The organism is Mycolicibacterium aromaticivorans JS19b1 = JCM 16368 (assembly GCF_000559085.1).
GTDB lineage: Bacteria > Actinomycetota > Actinomycetes > Mycobacteriales > Mycobacteriaceae > Mycobacterium > Mycobacterium aromaticivorans.
The window spans coordinates 1,585,962-1,603,648 of the sequence record NZ_JALN02000001.1 but is presented as its reverse complement, the minus strand read 5'-3'; the positions used below and the strand labels follow the sequence as shown (position 1 = coordinate 1,603,648).

Sequence of the window (17,687 nt, the reverse complement as noted above, 5' to 3'; positions counted from 1 at the left end):
GGATCGATACGGGCCAATCGTACGGTGCTACCTCCCCGGGTTACCAAAAAGGCAACATCTGGCGACGACGATCAGTCGTGTGCGTCACCTGCGTCGGCGTGCTTGGCCTTGGCCGCGGCCTGCGCTGATGCGCTCCCGGGCCGCTTGTGCTGCACCCAGTCCTCGATGTTGCGCTGCGGCCCAGCCGACACCGCCAGCGCGCCCGGGGGCACGTCGTCACGCAGCACCGTGCCCGCCCCGGTGTAGGCGCCGTCACCGACGGTGACCGGTGCGACGAACATGGTGTCCGAGCCGGTGCGTACGTGCGAACCGATGGTGGTGCGGCTCTTGTTCTCGCCGTCATAGTTCACGAACACGCTGGATGCGCCGATGTTGCTGTGCTCGCCGATGTCGGCGTCGCCCACGTAGGTCAGGTGCGGGACCTTGGTGCCCGCGCCGATGACCGCGTTCTTGGTCTCGACGAAGGTGCCGAGCTTGCCGCGGGCGCCGAGCTCGGTGCCGGGCCGCAGGAACGTGAACGGTCCGACCGTCGCCCCGTCGCCGATCACCGATTCGCTGCCGTGGGTGCGCACCACCGAGGCCTCAACGCCCACGCTCACGCCGGTGAGCGTGGTGTCGGGGCCGATCTCGCAGCGTGCGCCGATCCGGGTGGCGCCCAGCAGCTGGGTTCCCGGCCGGATGACGGTGTCACGGCCGATGGTGACGTCGACGTCGATCCAGGTGCTCAGAGGGTCGACGACGGTGACTCCGGCGCGCTGATGGGCGGCCACCACCCGCCGGTTGAGCTCCCTGGCCAGGTCGGCGAGCTGCACCCGGTCGTTGACCCCGGCGACCAGCGCGGCGTCGTCGACATGCTTGGCGTGCACCACCCGGTGGTCGGCGCGCAGGATCGAGATCACGTCGGTCAGATAGAGCTCGTGCTGGGCGTTGTCGGACGACAGCCGGCTCAGCGCGGAGCGCAGTTCGGCGATGTCGAACGCGTACACGCCGGCGTTGACCTCGCGGATGGCGCGCTGCTGCGGGGTGGCGTCGGCCTCCTCGACGATCGCGATGACCTCGCCGTCCTGGGTGCGCAAGATCCGGCCGTAGCCGCCTCCGTTCGGCAGGGTCGTCGTCACGACGGTCGCCGCCGCACGCGCAGCGCAGTGGTTGGCGATCAGCTCGGCCAGGGTGTCGGCGTCCAGCAGCGGCACATCACCCGAGGTCACGACTACGGTGCCGGCGAAATCGTCGGGCAGCCCGGACAGTCCGCACAGCACGGCGTGACCGGTGCCGAGTTGCTGCTCCTGCACGGCCACCTCGATGGTGCGGCCCAGTTCCTGCGCGAGCCCGGCCACCACCGGGCCGATGCGTTCGCGGTCCTTGCCCAGCACGGCGACCAGGTGCCGGGGAGCGACCCTGGCGACTGCGTGCAGGGCGTGCGAGAGCATGCTGCGCCCGCCGAGGGTGTGCAACACCTTGGGCGTATCGGAGCGCATGCGGGTTCCGGCCCCGGCCGCCAGCACCAGGACGGCGGCATCGGTCTGCGTGGTCACCTGGACCTCCATCAATATGCTCCGTCGCCAGGACTCGAACCTGAACTATCTGAACCAAAATCAGAGGTGCTGCCGATTACACCACGACGGACTGGCCGAAATGTCCGCCTGAGACTCTAGTGCAAACCGTTAGTCTCACACCTGAGGGCAGGAGCGCAGCGACCGGGGAAAGGTCCACCGGAGGGCAGGAGCGCAGCGACCGGGGAAAGGTCCACCGGAGGGCAGGAGCGCAGCGACCGGGGAAAGGTACAGAGTGGCAGCACCGGAGAAGGAGCCGCGGGCACCGCGCGCCCGGATGACCGGCACCGAACGCCGCCGCCAGCTCATCGACGTGGCGCGGACCCTGTTCGCCGAGCGCGGTTACGAGGGCACCTCCATCGAGGAGATCGCCCAACGCGCGAACGTCTCCAAGCCCGTCGTCTACGAGCACTTCGGCGGCAAGGAAGGCCTGTACGCGGTGGTCGTCGACCGCGAGATGTCGGCCCTGCTCGACGGGATCTCGTCGTCGCTGACCAACAACCGTTCCCGGGTCCGGGTCGAACGGGTGGCGCTGGCCCTGCTGACCTATGTCGAGGAGCGGACCGACGGGTTCCGCATCCTGATCCGTGACTCACCAGCGGCGATCAGCACCGGCACCTACTCCAGCCTGCTCAACGACGCGGTCAGCCAGGTGTCCTCGATCCTGGCCGGGGATTTCGCTCGCCGCGGCCTGGACCCCGTGCTGGCGCCGCTGTACGCCCAAGCCCTGGTCGGTTCGGTGTCGATGACCGCCCAATGGTGGCTCGACACCCGCGAGCCGAAGAAGGAAGTGGTCGCCGCGCATCTGGTGAACCTGATGTGGAACGGGCTGACGCATCTGGAAGCCGATCCGCAATTGGAAGGTGAGTGATTCCGCGACCTGCGTCACAGCGCGCGAGCGAATCGCGGCCCGCCGCAACGTCTTCGGCACTGCCGCCTAGGATGGGGTCATCATGACCGCACCGGGGCAGGAGTATGTGAACACCCCGATCGCCGGGCTGGTGGACTTGGCGCTGACCGCGCCGGAATTCGTCGAACTCGCGCAGCGGGCCGCCGAGCGTCCCGAAGAACTCGCGCTGGCCGGGCCGGCCAGTTCACAGCTGTATGCCGCCTGCGCGGTCGCCCGCAAGGGCCCGCTGTTGGTGGTCACCGCGACGGGCCGCGACGCCGACGACCTCACCGCCGAGCTGCGGGGGGTATTCGGCGCCGCGGCGGCGATGTTCCCGTCCTGGGAGACCCTGCCGCACGAGCGCCTCTCGCCGGGGGTCGACACCGTGGGAGCGCGGCTGATGCTGCTGCGCCGACTGGCCCACCCCGATGACGAGCGCCTCGGCCCGCCGCTGTGCGTGGTGGTCACCACGGTGCGTTCGTTGCTGCAGCCGATGGCTCCCGACGTCGGCACCGTCGAACCGGTGACGCTCTGTCCGGGGGCCGAGTTCGATTTCGACGCGTTGATCGCACGCCTGGTCGAGCTGGCGTACACCCGCGTCGACATGGTCGGCAAGCGTGGCGAATTCGCGGTCCGCGGCGGCATTTTGGATCTTTTCCCGCCGACGGCCGAGCACCCGGTGCGGGTGGAGTTCTGGGGTGACGAGGTCAGCGAGATGCGGATGTTCTCGGTGGCCGATCAGCGGTCCATCCCCGAGATCGAGGTGGACAGCGTGGTGGCGGTGCCGTGCCGCGAGCTGCTTCTCACCGATGAGGTGCGCGCCCACGCCGCGAAGTTACTTGCCGGCCGGCCGCGAGGCGATAACAACCAGGTCAGCGGCAGCGTCGCCGATATGCTGGCCAAGCTGGCCGAGGGCATCCCGGTCGACGGGATGGAGGCGTTGCAGCCGGTGCTGCGACCCGACGACCTGACGCTGCTCGTCGACCACCTGCCGGCTCGCACCCCGGTTCTGGTGTGCGATCCGGAGAAGGTGCGCACCCGCGCGGCCGACCTGATCAAGACCGGCCGGGAGTTCCTCGAAGCGTCCTGGTCGGTGGCCGCTCTCGGCGGTGACGCCCCGATCGACATCGAAGAACTCGGTGGGTCCGGGTTCCGCGAACTCGAGGAGGTGCGGGCCGCGGCGCGTGCGTCCGGTCACCCGTGGTGGACGGTGAGCCAGCTGGCCGCCGAGGACGCCACCGAACTCGACGTGCGGGCCGCCCCGTCGGCCCGCGGCCAGCAGAGCAACGTCGACGAAATCTTCGCGATGCTGCGCGCCCATGTGCTGACCGGAGGATTCGCCGCCGTCGTCGCGCCGGGTACCGGCACCGCACACCGGGTCGTCGAGCAACTCGGCGAGCGCGACACCCCGGCCGCGATGCTGGAATCCGGCGAGGCTCCCAAAGCCGGCGTGGTCGGTGTGCTCAAGGGCCCGCTGCATGACGGCATCATCGTGCCCGGCGCCAACCTGGTGGTGATCACCGAAACCGACCTGACCGGCAACCGGGTGACCGGCACCGAGGGCAAGCGGCTGGCGGCCAAGCGCCGCAACACCGTTGACCCGCTGGCGTTGACCGCGGGCGACCTGGTGGTGCACGACCAGCACGGCATCGGGCGGTTCGTCGAGATGGTCGAGCGGACCGTCGGCGGCGCGCGGCGCGAGTACCTGGTGCTGGAGTACGCGTCCAGCAAGCGGGGGCAGTCTGCCGACAAACTGTTCGTGCCGATGGATTCCCTGGACCAGCTGTCCCGTTACGTCGGTGGTCAGGAACCCAGCCTGAGCCGGCTGGGCGGGAGCGATTGGACCAACACAAAGACCAAGGCGCGCAAGGCTGTTCGGGAGATCGCCAGCGAACTGGTGGCGCTCTACGCCAAGCGGCAGGCTGCGCCCGGCCACGCGTTCGGCCCGGACACCCCGTGGCAGGCCGAGATGGAGGACGCGTTCGGCTTCACCGAGACGATCGACCAGTTGACCGCCATCCAGGAGGTCAAGTCCGACATGGAGAAGCCGGTCCCGATGGACCGGGTCATCTGTGGCGATGTCGGTTACGGCAAGACCGAGATCGCGGTGCGCGCGGCGTTCAAGGCCGTGCAGGACGGCAAGCAGGTCGCGGTGCTGGTCCCGACCACGCTGCTGGCCGATCAGCATCTGCAGACGTTCAGTGCGCGGATGGCCGGTTTCCCGGTGACCGTGAAGGGCCTGTCGCGGTTCACCGACCCGGCCGAGTCGCGCGCCGTGCTCGAGGGAATGGCCGACGGCAGCGTCGACGTCGTGATCGGCACGCACCGGCTGCTGCAGACCGCCGTGCGGTGGAAAGACCTCGGCCTGGTGATCGTCGACGAGGAACAGCGCTTCGGCGTCGAGCACAAAGAGCACATCAAGAGCCTGCGCACGCACGTCGACGTCTTGACGATGAGCGCCACGCCGATCCCGCGCACGCTGGAGATGAGCCTGGCCGGTATCCGGGAGATGTCGACGATCCTCACCCCGCCGGAGGAGCGCTACCCGGTGCTGACCTATGTCGGCGGCCATGACGACAAGCAGGTCGCCGCGGCGCTGCGGCGCGAGTTGCTGCGTGACGGGCAGGTTTTCTACATCCACAACCGGGTCAGCAGTATCGACGCCGCGGCCGCCCGGGTCCGGCAGCTGGTGCCTGAGGCGCGGGTGGTGGTCGCGCACGGCCAGATGCCCGAAGAGCTGTTGGAGCGCACAGTCGAGGGCTTCTGGAACCGCGAGTACGACATCCTGGTCTGCACGACGATCGTCGAGACGGGGCTGGACATCTCGAACGCCAACACCCTCATCGTCGAGCGCGCCGACACCTTCGGCCTGTCTCAGCTGCATCAGCTGCGCGGTCGGGTGGGACGCAGCCGCGAGCGCGGCTACGCCTACTTCCTGTACCCGAAGGAGATGCCGCTCACCGAGACCGCCTACGACCGGCTGGCCACCATCGCGCAGAACAACGAACTCGGCGCGGGCATGGCAGTTGCGATGAAGGACTTGGAGATTCGCGGCGCGGGCAATGTGCTGGGTGCCGAACAGTCCGGCCACGTCGCCGGGGTGGGATTCGACCTCTACGTCCGGCTGGTGGGCGAGGCCGTCGAGGCGTACCGGGCCGCGGCAGACGGCAAGACGGTCACCACCTCCGAAGAGCCCAAGGATGTGCGCATCGATCTGCCGGTCGACGCCAACCTGCCGCCCGACTACATCGGCAGTGACCGGCTGCGGCTGGAGGCCTATCGCCGGCTGGCCGGCGCCGGCGACGACGCGGGCATCGTCGCCGTGGTCGAGGAACTCACCGACCGCTACGGGCCGCTGCCCGAACCCGCGCAGCGGCTGGTCGCGATGGCCCGATTGCGGCTGGTGTGCCGCGGGTACGGGGTGACAGAGGTCGCCGCGACCGGAAGTGGTTCGGCCACAACGATTCGTGTCTCGCCGCTGACGCTGCCCGACTCGGCGCAGCTGCGGCTGAAGCGGGTCTATCCCGGCGCGAACTATCGGGCGACGACCTCGACGGTGACGGTGCCGATTCCGCGGGCGGGCAGCGGTGTCGGCGCCCCGCGGATCCGTGACCTGGAACTGGTGCAGATGGTGGCCGATCTGCTTCGCGCACTTGACGGACAACCCCACGGCGAGCTTGATATAACGACGTTCACACCGGCAGGCGCGGCGAGGGGAGAGCGGTGACCGTCATCCTGGTCGATCCGCGTCGTCCGTCGCTCGTCCCCGTCGACGCCGTTGAGCTGCTGGGCGGTGACGTGCAGTACACCGAGGAGATGCCGGTCAAGGTGCCGTGGTCGCTGCCGTCGGCGCGGCCGTGGTTCACCGGCGACTCTGAAGACCCAGCCCCGGTTCTCCTCTCCTCCGATCGGCAGCACCCCGGGGTGCGGGCCCGGCTGTCCGCCGGTGAGCGGCTGATCGCCGCACCCGCCCCGCAGTCCGGCGAGCGGCTGGTCGACGCGGTCGCGATCATGGACAAGCTGCGCACGGCCGGGCCGTGGGAGAGCGAACAGACCCACGACTCGCTGCGGCGCTACCTGTTGGAGGAAACCTACGAGCTCTTCGACGCGGTTCGCGGCGGCAACGCCGACGAACTGCGAGAGGAACTCGGAGATGTGTTGCTGCAGGTCCTATTTCACGCCCGGATCGCCGAGGAGGCGTTGCACGGGTTCACCATCGACGACGTCGCCGACGCGCTGGTGCGCAAGCTCGGCAACCGGGTGCCCGCGGTGCTGGCCGGAGAGTCGATCTCGCTGGAAGACCAACTGGCCCAGTGGGAACAGCGCAAGGCCGCGGAGAATCTGGGGAAGAGCAACCGGGTCTCCTGTGTCGACGACGTGCCGACCGCTCAGCCGGCACTGGCGCTGGCGCAGAAGGTGATTGCCCGGGTGACGACCGCCGGGCTGCCGCCGGAGCTGATCCCGGCATCGATCGTCACGGTGACGGTAGCGGCGGAGCGCGATGCCGAGAACGAGCTGCGCACCGACGTGCTGGAATTCATGGACACCGTACGAGCCGTCGAGCGCGCGATCGCGGCGAACCGCCGCGATACCGACGCCGCAACGGAACTCGACGCCGTCGCGGCGTTGGGCGCGGTCAGCGCCGACGAGTGGCGCAGGCACTGGCCGGCGCCGGATGCCGAGCCGTTTGAGCTACCGCTGGTGCCCGAGGTGGTCACCGACGACGACGTGCTCGACGATGTCGACTTCCTGCGTGTCGACGACGATCTGGATTTGCCCGAGCTGGCCGACGACCTTGCGGGCAGTGAGCTGCTCGAGGCCGATCAGCCCAGCAGCGTCGAACCCCAGTAGTCGCCGTCACGCAGGCCCGGCGGGATCGCGAAGATCGCGCTGCCGGTGTGGGTGATGTACTCGTTGAGCAGATCGCGGCGGGCCAGCTCCATCTGCATCGGGATGAATTGGGTCGCCGGGTTGCGCACGAATGCGATGAAGAACAGTCCGGCGTCCAGGTGCCCGAATCCGTCGGAGCCGTCGGTGAAGTTGTAACCGCGGCGCAGGATCTGGATACCGTTCAGGTGCTGCTGGGATGCCAGCCGCACGTGGGCGTAACGGTCGATCAACGGCTCGTTCTTGTTGTCGACGATGTCGAAGTTCAGCTCCTCGAACTCCTGCTTGAGTCCATTGGGGGCACCGCTGCCCTTCTGTCGGCCGATCACCCGCTCCTGCTCGAGAAGCGTTGTGCGGTCCCATGATTCGATCCGCATTCGGATGCGACGGCTGATCATGTAGCTGCCGCCGGTCATCCAGTCCGGTCCGTCGCCCTTGGCCACCCACACCTGCTGGTTCAGCGTGTCGGTGTCTTCGGCCTTGATGTTCGCGGTCCCGTCCTTGAACCCGAAGAGATTTCGCGGTGTGGACTGTTCCCGGGTGGTCGAGGAGGTACGGCCGAACCCCAGCTGGGAGTACCGCACCGCGACGGTGCCGAAGCCGACCCGGGCCAGATTGCGGATCGCGTGCACTGCGACCTGGGGGTCGTTGGCGCAGGCCTGTACGACGATGTCCCCGCCGCAGCGGGCCGGGTCCATGGTCTCGTTCGGGAACTTGGGCAGGTCCTCCAGCAGCTGCGGCTTCTGGCCGGCCAACCCGAAGCGGTCCTTGCCGTCCTTGAGGAAAAGCGATGGACCGAACCCGATGGTCAACGTCAACTGCGACGGCGTCAGACCCAACGCCTCACCCGTATCCGCCGGTGGGGCATAGGGATTGAGCCCGACAGCACCGTCGTGGACGGCTTCCTGGCCGGCGGTCATCCGCTCGGCCATGCCGGTCCACTCCTTGAGCATCGCGACGAGATCAGCCCTGGACTCGGTAGTCACATCGAAGGTGGCGAAGTGCATCCGATCCTGGGCGGGAGTGACGATCCCGGCCTGGTGCTCGCCTCGGAACGGCACCGGCTTGTCCAGCCCGCCGGTGACCGCACCGGCTGCGGACGCCCGGCCGGCCAGCGCCCCGGCGCCCGCCGCACCGACCACCGCGGCGGTGACGCCTGCCGCGCCGAACAGCTTGCGCCGCGACATTCCCGACGGTGCCGGCCCGGGAGAGGTCGTTGCCGGCTTGTCCTCGCTACTGGGGAGCGATGACACCCTGCACCTGGCTTACCTCTTTGCTCAGTGCGTCGATCGCACGCGAGAGTTCCTGTCGCTGGGGCTCGGTCACGGTGTCGTAGAGCACGAAGCCGTCACCCTTGCGGTACTTGGCCAGCAGCGCCTCGACATCGGCGAAGCCCTTGTCGACCCGCTTGCCCAGATCGGCGTTGCGGCTGTCGAGGATCGGCCGGACCGAGGCCACCGCGGTCTGGCTGCCCTGGACGTTGGCGTTGAAGTCCCACAGGTCGGTATGGCTGAAGATGTCCTCTTCGCCGCTGATCTTGCTGGCCGCGATCTCGTCGAGCAGACCCTGTGCGCCACCGGCGATCTGGGTGGAGTCGATGGTCCAGCCGGGTGCCTTCACACCGTCGTTGAGCTCCTTGACGTCGGCCATCAGCTGGTCGGCCAGCGCACCGGCGTCGGGCTGCAGACCCGTGACCCACAGCTGTTTCTCGAGCGCGTGGAAGCCGGTCCACTTCTGGCCGGGTTCCAGGTCGGCCTCGCGAAGGTCGATGCGCGGGTCGAGATCGTTGGGGAACGACTCGGCCACCGGCTCGACGCGCTCGTAGTACGTACGCGCAACCGGGTACTGCGCCTTGGCCGCCGCGACGTCACCCTTCTTGATCGCGTCGACGAACAGCTGGGTGGCCGGGATCAGGGCATCTGTCTGGCTGTCGACGTAGCGTTTGTAACTCTCACCGGCTTCCTTGAATTCGCCCTGGGTGTCGACTGCGACGGCGTTGCCGGTGACGGTGAAGTCGGCGCGGATGCCGTCGCCGATCATCCCCGGCTTGCACGCGGTCTGGTACGTGCCCGGCTCGGCGAGTTGCACGACGAGCTTGCGCTGCAGGCCGGGGGAGATGTTCTCGACCTCACCCATCACCCGCTCGCCCGCGCCGTACACGTAGAACTCGGTCACCTTGGTCCCGTTGTTGGTGACCACGAACGTGCTCGGCCCGGTGGCGGCCTGGGTGCCCGACAGCGTGCAGTCGGTGTCGGTGGCGTTCACGGTGATCTCGGACGCTGCCTTGCTGCTCGAGTCCGCAGACTTCGTTTCCTTGGCGGCGCATCCGGCCAGGGAGACTCCGGCGAGGATCGCGGCGACGGCGGCGGTAGACGTCTTGATGCCGTGGGGCAGCGTCACTTATGGGACCTTTCGGTAAGGGGAGAGCGCTCCGGGTCTTCGGAGCCGGTGTCGGGGGAGACGTCGGTGGCCGGAGCGGGCTTCGGCGCGGAATGGGTGGGCCGCAGGAACAGGGCGAGCACGACGACGATGTAGGCCAGCCAGCAGATGAGCTGCAGCACTGTCGGGGTGGGCGTGATGTTGAAGACGCCCTGGACGATCTCGCCGTACCAGGCCGACCAGTGTTCGGAGCTGATGTCGAAGGCCTTGGAGCCCAGGCCGGGCAGCCAGCCCACGGTCTGCAGCGCCCCGATGCCGTAGGACAGGACGCCCGCGGCCACCAGAATCAGGAACACGCCGGTGTAGGAGAAGAACTTTGCCAGGTTGATCCGCACCGCCCCGGCGTACATACCCCAGGCGATGGCGGCGGCGACCAGGACGCCGATCAGCAGCCCGAGCAGCGGCCAGGCAGTCTCGGCTTCGGCGAAGCCGACCATGAACAGTGCGGTTTCGACGCCCTCCCGGCCCACGGCCAGGAACGCCAGGGCGAATACGGCGAACGCACCCGTCTCGAGTGCCTTCGACATCCCGGCTCGCAGCTCACCGGACATGCCGGCGGACGCCTTGCGCATCCACAGCACCATCGAGGTGACGATCACGACGGCCACCAGGGAGGCGACCCCGGCGATGGCTTCGGCAGCCAGGCCGGTGATCGTGTAGGTGCCGTACTGGATCGTCAGAAACACGACGACGGTCATCAGCACCGCGGCGCCCACGCCCAGCCAGACCCACTTCAGGGCGTCGCGGCGATCGGATTTCACCAGGAAGGCGATCAGGACCATGACGATGATCCCGGCCTCCAGACCCTCGCGGACGCCGATCAGGCCGCTGCCGAACAGCTGCGCGCTGACATTGGGGGCGGCCGCGCTGAATGTCGTCTGGATGCCGCTCGAGACTTCCGCCAGGTGGGTCATCGTGCGTCCTAACTAACTTCAGACAATGCCGGTCAAGCAAGGCTTACCAAACGAAGGATCGGCTCACCTTAACAGACGATAGGTAACGAAGTTACCGGCCGTTCGGGCCCGCCGGTAGGGACTAACGACCCGGGAGCCGTGGGACGATGAACATGTTTGGTTGGGCCCGAGGAGTGCTGTGTCATCAACGCGCTGGCTGCGTGCTGCCGCCGTCATTGCGGCCGCGGCAATGTTGCTGGCGGCTAGCTGTTCCTGGCAGCTGGGCACGCCGATTCCGGACGGGGTTCCGCCGCCGCCCGGGGATCCCGTGCCCGCCGTGGACACCCACGCGAAGGGCCGGCCTGCCGATCAGCTGCACGACTGGGCGGCACAGCGCGCGCCGGCACTCGGCATCCCGACCACCGCGCTGGAGGCCTACGCCTACGCCGCGCGGGTGGCGGAGGTGGAGAACCCCAACTGCCATCTGGCCTGGACGACGCTGGCCGGGATCGGCATGGTCGAGAGCCACCACGGCACCTACCGCGACGCGGTCGTCGCGCCGAACGGGGACGTCAGCCCGCCGATCCGCGGCGTGCATCTCGACGGCACCAACGGCAACCTCGAGATCATCGACGACGAGAAAACGGTGAGCAATGACGAGCCGATCTACGCGCGGGCGATGGGACCGATGCAGTTCATCCCGGAGACCTGGCGGCTCTACGGCGTCGACGCCAACAACGATGGGGTGATCAGTCCGGACAACATCGACGACGCGGCGCTGTCGGCGGCGGGCTATCTGTGCTTCCGGGGCAAGGATCTGGCCTCGCCGCGCGGGTGGATGAACGCGCTGCACGCCTACAACCACTCCGACCAGTACGCCCGCACTGTGCGGGACTGGGCGACGGCATATGCCCAAGGGCACGCGCTCTAACAGCGCTGCCGCGCTTGGGACCATCTAGGCTGTTCGTCGCAGACCACGACGCAAGGAGAGAGCCAGTGCCCATCATCGAGCAGGTTGCGGCCCGCGAGATCCTCGACTCCCGCGGCAACCCGACGGTCGAGGTCGAGGTGGCCCTGATCGACGGCACCTTCGCCCGCGCCGCCGTCCCGTCTGGCGCGTCGACCGGCGAGCACGAGGCCGTCGAGCTCCGCGACGGCGCGGCCCGGTACGGCGGCAAGGGTGTCGAGAAGGCCGTCGAGGCCGTGCTCGACGAGATCGCGCCTGCTGTCATCGGCTTGTCGGCCGACGATCAGCGTCTGGTCGACCAGGCGCTGCTGGATCTGGACGGCACCCCCGACAAGTCGCGGCTGGGCGCCAACGCCATCCTCGGCGTCTCGCTGGCCGTGGCCAAGGCCGCGGCTGACAGCGCGGCTCTGCCGTTGTTCCGCTACCTCGGTGGACCCAACGCGCACATTCTTCCGGTGCCGATGATGAACATCCTCAACGGCGGCGCGCACGCCGACACCGGTGTCGACGTCCAGGAGTTCATGGTCGCCCCGATCGGCGCGCCCAGTTTCAAAGAGGCGCTGCGCTGGGGCGCCGAGGTGTACCACTCGCTGAAGTCGGTGCTCAAGAAGCAGGGTCTGTCCACCGGGCTCGGTGACGAGGGCGGTTTCGCGCCGGACGTCGCGGGCACCAAGGCGGCGCTCGATTTGATCGGCACGGCGATCGAGGCGGCCGGCTTCACCCTCGGCACCGACGTCGCGCTCGCACTCGACGTGGCGGCAACCGAATTCTTCACCGCCGGCAAGGGTTACGCCTTCGAGAAAGAGGTTCGCACCGCCGAGCAGATGGGGCATTTCTACGCCGACCTCCTCGATTCCTACGCGCTGGTGTCGATCGAGGATCCGCTGTCCGAGGATGACTGGGACGGCTGGGTCGAGCTCACCACCGCCATCGGCGACCGGGTGCAGCTGGTCGGCGACGACCTGTTCGTCACCAACCCGGAACGGCTCGAGGACGGTATCGAGCGGGGCGCGGCCAACGCGTTGTTGGTGAAGGTCAACCAGATCGGCACGCTCACCGAGACCCTCGACGCGGTCGCGCTGGCACACAACAGCGGTTACCGGACGATGATGAGCCACCGGAGCGGCGAGACCGAGGACACCACCATCGCCGACCTGGCCGTGGCCGTCAGCAGCGGTCAGATCAAGACCGGTGCGCCTGCCCGCAGCGAGCGGGTCGCCAAGTACAACCAGTTGCTGCGCATCGAGGAAGCGCTCGGCGACGCCGCGCGCTACGCCGGCGACCTGGCGTTCCCGCGGTTCGTGTTCGGCGAATAGCCTCCAGAGATCCGAAAGAGACTGTGGCGGAAAGCAAGCGGCCTGACTCGAAGCGACGCTCACCGGCCTCCCGGCCGGGGGGCTCGGGTCGTGTCCGCTCGCGCACGTCGCCGTCGGCCAAGAAAGACCCCCGTCCCGCCGAGACCAGAGCCAAACCGGAGGCGGTCGGAGTTACCGGGCCTGGCGCATCCGAGACCGGGCACACGGTCACCGAACCGGTCCGCCGTGCAATCGCGGCGTCGGCGGAGCGTCAGAGCGAACAGCGGCTGGGCTTCACCGCGCGCCGCGCGGCCATCCTGGCGGCGGTGGTCTGCGTGCTCACGCTGACCATCGCCGGTCCGGTGCGCACCTATTTCGCGCAGCGCACCGAGATGAAGCAGCTCGCCGCGGCAGAGGCCGCGCTGCGAAAGCAGATCGCCGATCTGGAGTCGCAGAAGGCCAAGCTGGGTGATCCGGTGTACATCGCGGCGCAGGCTCGTGAGCGACTCGGCTTCGTGATGCCGGGCGACATTCCCTACCAGGTGCAGCTGCCGCCGGGAGCCGTCGTCACAACCGATAACGGCCCCCAGGCCGCGCCGGTGCGCAGCAACGACCCCTGGTACACCTCGTTGTGGCACACCATCGCCGACACCCCGCACGGGCCGCCACCGGTCCCGGCCGCCGATACTGCGCCGCCACCGGAACCCGGTCCCGCACCACCCCCGGCGCCCGGTGGTTGATCCCGCCGATCTCGACGCGGTGGCGCGACAGCTCGGGCGCGAGCCGCGCGGCGTACTGGAGATCGCCTATCGCTGCCCGAACGGTGAACCGGCCGTGGTCAAGACCGCCCCCCGCCTGCCGGACGGTACTCCGTTCCCGACGCTGTACTACCTGACCCATCCGGTGCTGACCGCAGCGGCGAGCCGCCTGGAGTCCGACGGGCTCATGCGCGGTATGAGTGAGCGGTTGGCCCAGGACCCGGACCTGGCCGCGGCCTATCGGCGGGCTCACGAGTCGTACCTGGCCGAGCGTGACGCGATCGAGCCGCTGGGCACCACTTTCACCGGCGGTGGCATGCCCGATCGGGTCAAGTGTCTGCACGTGGTGATCGCGCATTCATTGGCGAAAGGCAGGGGCATCAACCCATTTGGCGACGAGGCGTTGGCCGTGCTGGCCGTCGAGCCGGGGATGGCGGGAATCCTGGACAACGAGGAGTGGACATCATCGTAGAGACGAACCGGGTTGCGGCCATCGACTGCGGCACCAACTCGATCCGGCTGCTGATCGCAGATCTGGCCGGGGGGCGCCTGCACGATGTGCACCGGGAGATGCGCATCGTGCGGCTGGGCGAAGGTGTCGACGCCACAGGGCAATTCGTCCCTGAAGCACTGGCCCGCACACATGCCGCGCTGGTCGACTACGCCGCGCTGCTCAAGCAGTTCGACGTCGGCAAGGTGCGGATGGTGGCGACGTCGGCGACTCGGGATGCGGCCAATCGTGACGTGTTCTTCGCGATGACGGCCGAAGTGTTGGACCCGGTCGTGTCCGGTGCGATCGCCGAGGTGATCAGCGGGCACGAGGAAGCCGAGCTGTCGTTCAACGGCGCGGTGGGCGAACTCGCTCACGCCGCAGTGCCGTTCGTGGTTGTTGACCTCGGCGGCGGTTCGACCGAGGTGGTGGTGGGCAGCGGGGTCCGTGACGGCGGCGTGCAGGCCAGCTTCTCCGCCGACATCGGATGCGTGCGGCTGACCGAACGCTGCCTGCACTCCGATCCGCCGACCGCGACCGAGATCGCCGCTGCCCGCGAGGTGGTGCGGGAACGTCTCGGCGAGGCTCTGCGTGCGGTACCCGTGGACCAGGCCAAGACCTGGGTGGGGGTGGCGGGGACGTTCACCACGATCGCCGCGCTGGCCCAACGGATGACGACGTACGATCCCGCTGCGATTCACCTGTCGCGGATCGGGTTTCCGGACTTGCTGGCGGTGTGCGAACAACTCGTCGGGATGACCCGTAAGCAGCGTGCCGCGCTCGGTCCTATGCACGAGGGTCGCGTCGACGTCATCGGCGGTGGTTCGATTGTCGTGGAGGAACTCGCCTATGCGCTCGGTCAGCGGGCGGGGATCGACGAGTTGGTGGTCAGCGAGCACGACATCCTCGACGGGATCGCGCTGTCCCTGGCCTGAGCGTCTCTCACTCGTCCTCGGGCAGCACCAACGGTTCCCCGTCGGCCCCGGTCGGTATCTTGGTGCCTGCCAGCGTGACACCGAGCAGCGTCATGACCACGCCGATCGCGAAGTGAAGCCAGTTGTCGGCGTTGTTGATAGGCAAGATGTTTCGCGGACCAGACAGGTTGATGAGCAGACCGTAGACCCAGAGACCGAGGAAGATCAGCCCGCCGCCGATCAGGTACGCCCGCGCTCGGGCGAACGTGCCCGCCAGCACCAGGCCGGCCACACCGAAGCACAGGTGCACCAGGTTGTGCACCACCGACACCTCGAAGACACCGAACAGTTCGGAGCGCGAGCCATGAGCCCAATGCAGCTGGTCCAGATGAGTGGTCAGACCGGGAATGAAGCCGGCGATCGCGACAACGACGAACGCCCCGGCGACCAGGATCGCGGCTCCCTGTACCGCCAGCAGGCCTACCCTCGCCCGCTGCAGCCTGCCCGAACGGGCCGTTTCCATGGGGTGCTGCATACCCGTCAATACGGGCCGTCAATCGCTCAGTCGAGGTTTCTGTCGTAGCGCACCGATCGGTCAACGCCGCTGCGGACGTCGCCGGGGCTGTGTTCGGCCTTGGTGACGTCGCGGCGCGCGGCGGTGTGGAGTTGGTATGGAACGCTGGTCACCATCACGTCGGGTTCGAACAGCAGGCGTGCTTTGAGTCGCAGTGAGCTTTGGTTGTGCAACAGGTTTTCCCACCATCGCCCCACCACGGTTTCCGGTATGTACACGCACACCACATCGCGAGGCCGCTGTCGCGCGCGCTTCACGTATTGCAAGACCGGCCGGGTTATCTCGCGGTACGGCGACTCCACCACCTTCAGGGGTACGTCGATGTCCAAGGCTTCCCATTCGCGGTGCAGCGCCCGGGTGTCGTCGTCGTTGATGTTCACGGTCAGGGCGGTCAACGTGTGGGGCCTGGTCGCGCGCGCATACAGGATCGCGCGCTGAGTGGCTTTGTTCCACCCCGAGACCAGCACGACTGCGTGTACCCGGCTCGGGAGGGTCGCTTCATCGTCGGGAGCGAGCCGCAATTCGTCGCGAACCGAGGCGTAGTGGCGGTGGATGGCGTGCATCAGCGCACATAGCACGGGGATCGCGATGACCACGAGATAGGCACCGTGGGTGAACTTCGTAATCATGACCACCACGAGCACCAAGCCGGTCAGGAGTGCCCCGAACGCATTGACTGCTCTGCCGCTGTTTATCTTTCGGCGTAGAGCCGGTGTGGTCGCATGCCTCAGCTCTGAATTCCAGTGCCGCACCATGCCTGCCTGGCAGAGCGTGAACGACGTGAAGACACCCATGATGTACAGCTGGATCAGCCGGGTGACCGACCCGTCGAAGGCGTAGATCAGTCCGCCTGCGACGACGGCGAGCAGGATGATGCCGTTGGAGTAGGCCAGTCGGTCACCCCGATTCTGAAGTTGCCGGGGCAGATAGCGATCCTGGGCGAGAATCGATGCCAGCAGGGGAAATCCGTTGTAGGCGGTGTTGGCCGCGAGTACCAGGATCAGTGCTGTGGCGGCCTGGATGTAAAAGAACATGACGCTGTTGTTGCCGAACACGGCGGCCGCAAGTTGCGCGATGACGGTGCGTTGCGGTTCGGTTGTGCAGTCGCCGTGGAAGCCGACGAGGTCGCAGGTGTTCTCCACTACTCGAGTCTTGGCGATCAGCGCCAGCACGGTGACACCGGCGAACATGGTGACAGCCAGCAACCCCATTGCGGCCATGGTCCGGGCTGCGTTGAGCGCCTTGGGTTTACGGAACGCTGGAACCCCGTTGGAGATGGCCTCGACGCCGGTCAGCGCGGTGCAGCCCGAGGAGAAGGCGCGGAGCACAAGCAAGATGAGCGCAACAGTGGTCAGTCCGACTTGCTCTGCCCGTATTCCGTAGCCGGCGCTCTCGGCCACCGGCGGATGTCCCAGCAGGGCGCGTAGCAGACCGAGCCCGACCATCAGGTAGACGCCCACGATGAAGGCATAGGTCGGAATGGCGAAGGCTCGACCGGATTCTCGTACGCCGCGAAGGTTCATCGCGGTCAGCAGGATGACAAATCCGATGTTGATGCCTACTCGGTAGGCGTTGAGATCCGGGAAGGCTGAGATGATGTTGTCCACGCCCGCGGCCACTGAGACCGCAACGGTCATCACGTAGTCCACCAAGAGCGCGGCGGCCACCACCAGCCCGGCCAGCGGACCGAGATTCTTGGACACCACTTCGTAGGACCCACCTCCACTGGGGTAGGCCCGAACGACCTGGCGGTAGGAGAGCACAACTACGGCCAGAAGGACCACTACGGCGGCACCCACGTAGGGCGTCAGGTGGATGTAGGCGAGGCCCCCGAGGGTCAGGATGAGCAGGATTTCCTGGGTCGCGTAGGCGACCGACGACAACGGGTCGCTGGCGAAGACGGGTAACGCGATTCGCTTGGACAGCAGGGTGTGACCGAGGCTGTCGCTGCGAAACGGCCGACCCAGTACCAAGCGCTTCATCAGCGACGTCGGCGAAGACACGAGAAGCGAGCCTAGTTTCCACCGG

The 17,687-nt window shown here is 67.7% G+C and carries 14 protein-coding genes and 1 tRNA gene; 8 read left to right on the top strand and 7 right to left on the bottom strand.

Annotated elements, in window-relative coordinates:
* Positions 1-71: 71 nt before the first annotated feature.
* Together glmU and Y900_RS07710 are read right to left on the bottom strand one after the other, a co-directional pair.
* Positions 72-1,547 carry a bifunctional UDP-N-acetylglucosamine diphosphorylase/glucosamine-1-phosphate N-acetyltransferase GlmU gene (gene glmU, locus Y900_RS07715; protein WP_192827482.1) on the bottom strand — a complete coding sequence of 492 codons (1,476 nt, stop codon included), beginning with the start codon at positions 1,545-1,547 and terminating at the stop codon, positions 72-74.
* A gap of 7 nt (positions 1,548-1,554) precedes the next feature.
* Positions 1,555-1,626: transfer RNA gene (locus Y900_RS07710), tRNA-Gln, on the bottom strand.
* A 204-nt stretch (positions 1,627-1,830) separates the two neighbouring features.
* Between Y900_RS07710 and Y900_RS07705 the strand changes: the two genes are divergently transcribed.
* The 3 genes from Y900_RS07705 (at position 1,831) to Y900_RS07695 (ending at position 7,293) form a co-directional block, all read left to right on the top strand.
* A complete protein-coding gene (locus tag Y900_RS07705) occupies positions 1,831-2,424 on the top strand; it encodes a TetR/AcrR family transcriptional regulator (protein WP_199189929.1) in 594 nt (197 codons plus the stop codon).
* 82 nt (positions 2,425-2,506) lie between these two features.
* Positions 2,507-6,169: a transcription-repair coupling factor gene (mfd, locus tag Y900_RS07700; protein ID WP_036340882.1), complete on the top strand. Its 3,663-nt coding sequence runs from the start codon at positions 2,507-2,509 to the stop codon at positions 6,167-6,169.
* Complete coding sequence (locus tag Y900_RS07695; RefSeq protein ID WP_036340878.1) at positions 6,166-7,293, top strand: nucleoside triphosphate pyrophosphohydrolase; 1,128 nt, start codon at positions 6,166-6,168, stop codon at positions 7,291-7,293. The genes mfd and Y900_RS07695 overlap by 4 nt, the downstream gene beginning before the upstream one ends.
* Here Y900_RS07695 and efeB read toward each other — a convergent pair.
* The 3 genes from efeB to efeU are packed head-to-tail and all read right to left on the bottom strand — an operon-like array spanning position 7,266 to position 10,682.
* Positions 7,266-8,516, bottom strand: a complete 1,251-nt coding sequence (gene efeB, locus Y900_RS07690) for an iron uptake transporter deferrochelatase/peroxidase subunit (protein ID WP_036340875.1) — start codon at positions 8,514-8,516, stop codon at positions 7,266-7,268. The genes Y900_RS07695 and efeB overlap by 28 nt on opposite strands.
* 46 nt (positions 8,517-8,562) lie before the next feature.
* The gene (gene efeO, locus Y900_RS07685; RefSeq protein ID WP_036340873.1) at positions 8,563-9,729 is read right to left on the bottom strand and encodes an iron uptake system protein EfeO; all 1,167 of its coding nucleotides are present in this window, start codon (positions 9,727-9,729) and stop codon (positions 8,563-8,565) included.
* Positions 9,726-10,682, bottom strand: coding sequence for an iron uptake transporter permease EfeU (gene efeU, locus Y900_RS07680; RefSeq protein ID WP_036340871.1), 957 nt, complete (start codon positions 10,680-10,682; stop codon positions 9,726-9,728). The genes efeO and efeU overlap by 4 nt, the downstream gene beginning before the upstream one ends.
* A gap of 178 nt (positions 10,683-10,860) precedes the next feature.
* Here efeU and Y900_RS07675 point away from each other — a divergent pair, with 178 nt between their 5' ends.
* From Y900_RS07675 to Y900_RS07655, 5 genes are all read left to right on the top strand, one after another.
* Positions 10,861-11,592: a lytic transglycosylase domain-containing protein gene (locus tag Y900_RS07675; protein ID WP_036340868.1), complete on the top strand. Its 732-nt coding sequence runs from the start codon at positions 10,861-10,863 to the stop codon at positions 11,590-11,592.
* A gap of 65 nt (positions 11,593-11,657) precedes the next feature.
* Positions 11,658-12,944, top strand: coding sequence for a phosphopyruvate hydratase (gene eno / locus Y900_RS07670; protein ID WP_036340866.1), 1,287 nt, complete (start codon positions 11,658-11,660; stop codon positions 12,942-12,944).
* A 23-nt stretch (positions 12,945-12,967) separates the two neighbouring features.
* Complete coding sequence (locus Y900_RS07665; protein WP_036340862.1) at positions 12,968-13,663, top strand: FtsB family cell division protein; 696 nt, start codon at positions 12,968-12,970, stop codon at positions 13,661-13,663.
* Positions 13,656-14,153: a DUF501 domain-containing protein gene (locus Y900_RS07660; RefSeq protein ID WP_036340859.1), complete on the top strand. Its 498-nt coding sequence runs from the start codon at positions 13,656-13,658 to the stop codon at positions 14,151-14,153. Before Y900_RS07665 ends, Y900_RS07660 begins: the two co-directional genes overlap by 8 nt.
* Positions 14,138-15,106 (top strand): Ppx/GppA phosphatase family protein, encoded by a 969-nt coding sequence (locus Y900_RS07655; RefSeq protein WP_081845025.1) that lies wholly within the window; start codon positions 14,138-14,140, stop codon positions 15,104-15,106. Before Y900_RS07660 ends, Y900_RS07655 begins: the two co-directional genes overlap by 16 nt.
* A gap of 7 nt (positions 15,107-15,113) precedes the next feature.
* On the opposite strand, the gene Y900_RS07650 is transcribed toward Y900_RS07655, so the two are convergent.
* Entirely contained in the window at positions 15,114-15,608 is a 495-nt protein-coding gene (locus Y900_RS07650; protein ID WP_051659949.1) for a DUF4383 domain-containing protein, read from the bottom strand.
* 38 nt (positions 15,609-15,646) lie between these two features.
* Positions 15,647-17,641, bottom strand: a complete 1,995-nt coding sequence (locus Y900_RS07645) for an APC family permease (protein ID WP_081845023.1) — start codon at positions 17,639-17,641, stop codon at positions 15,647-15,649.
* Positions 17,642-17,687 lie beyond the last annotated feature (46 nt).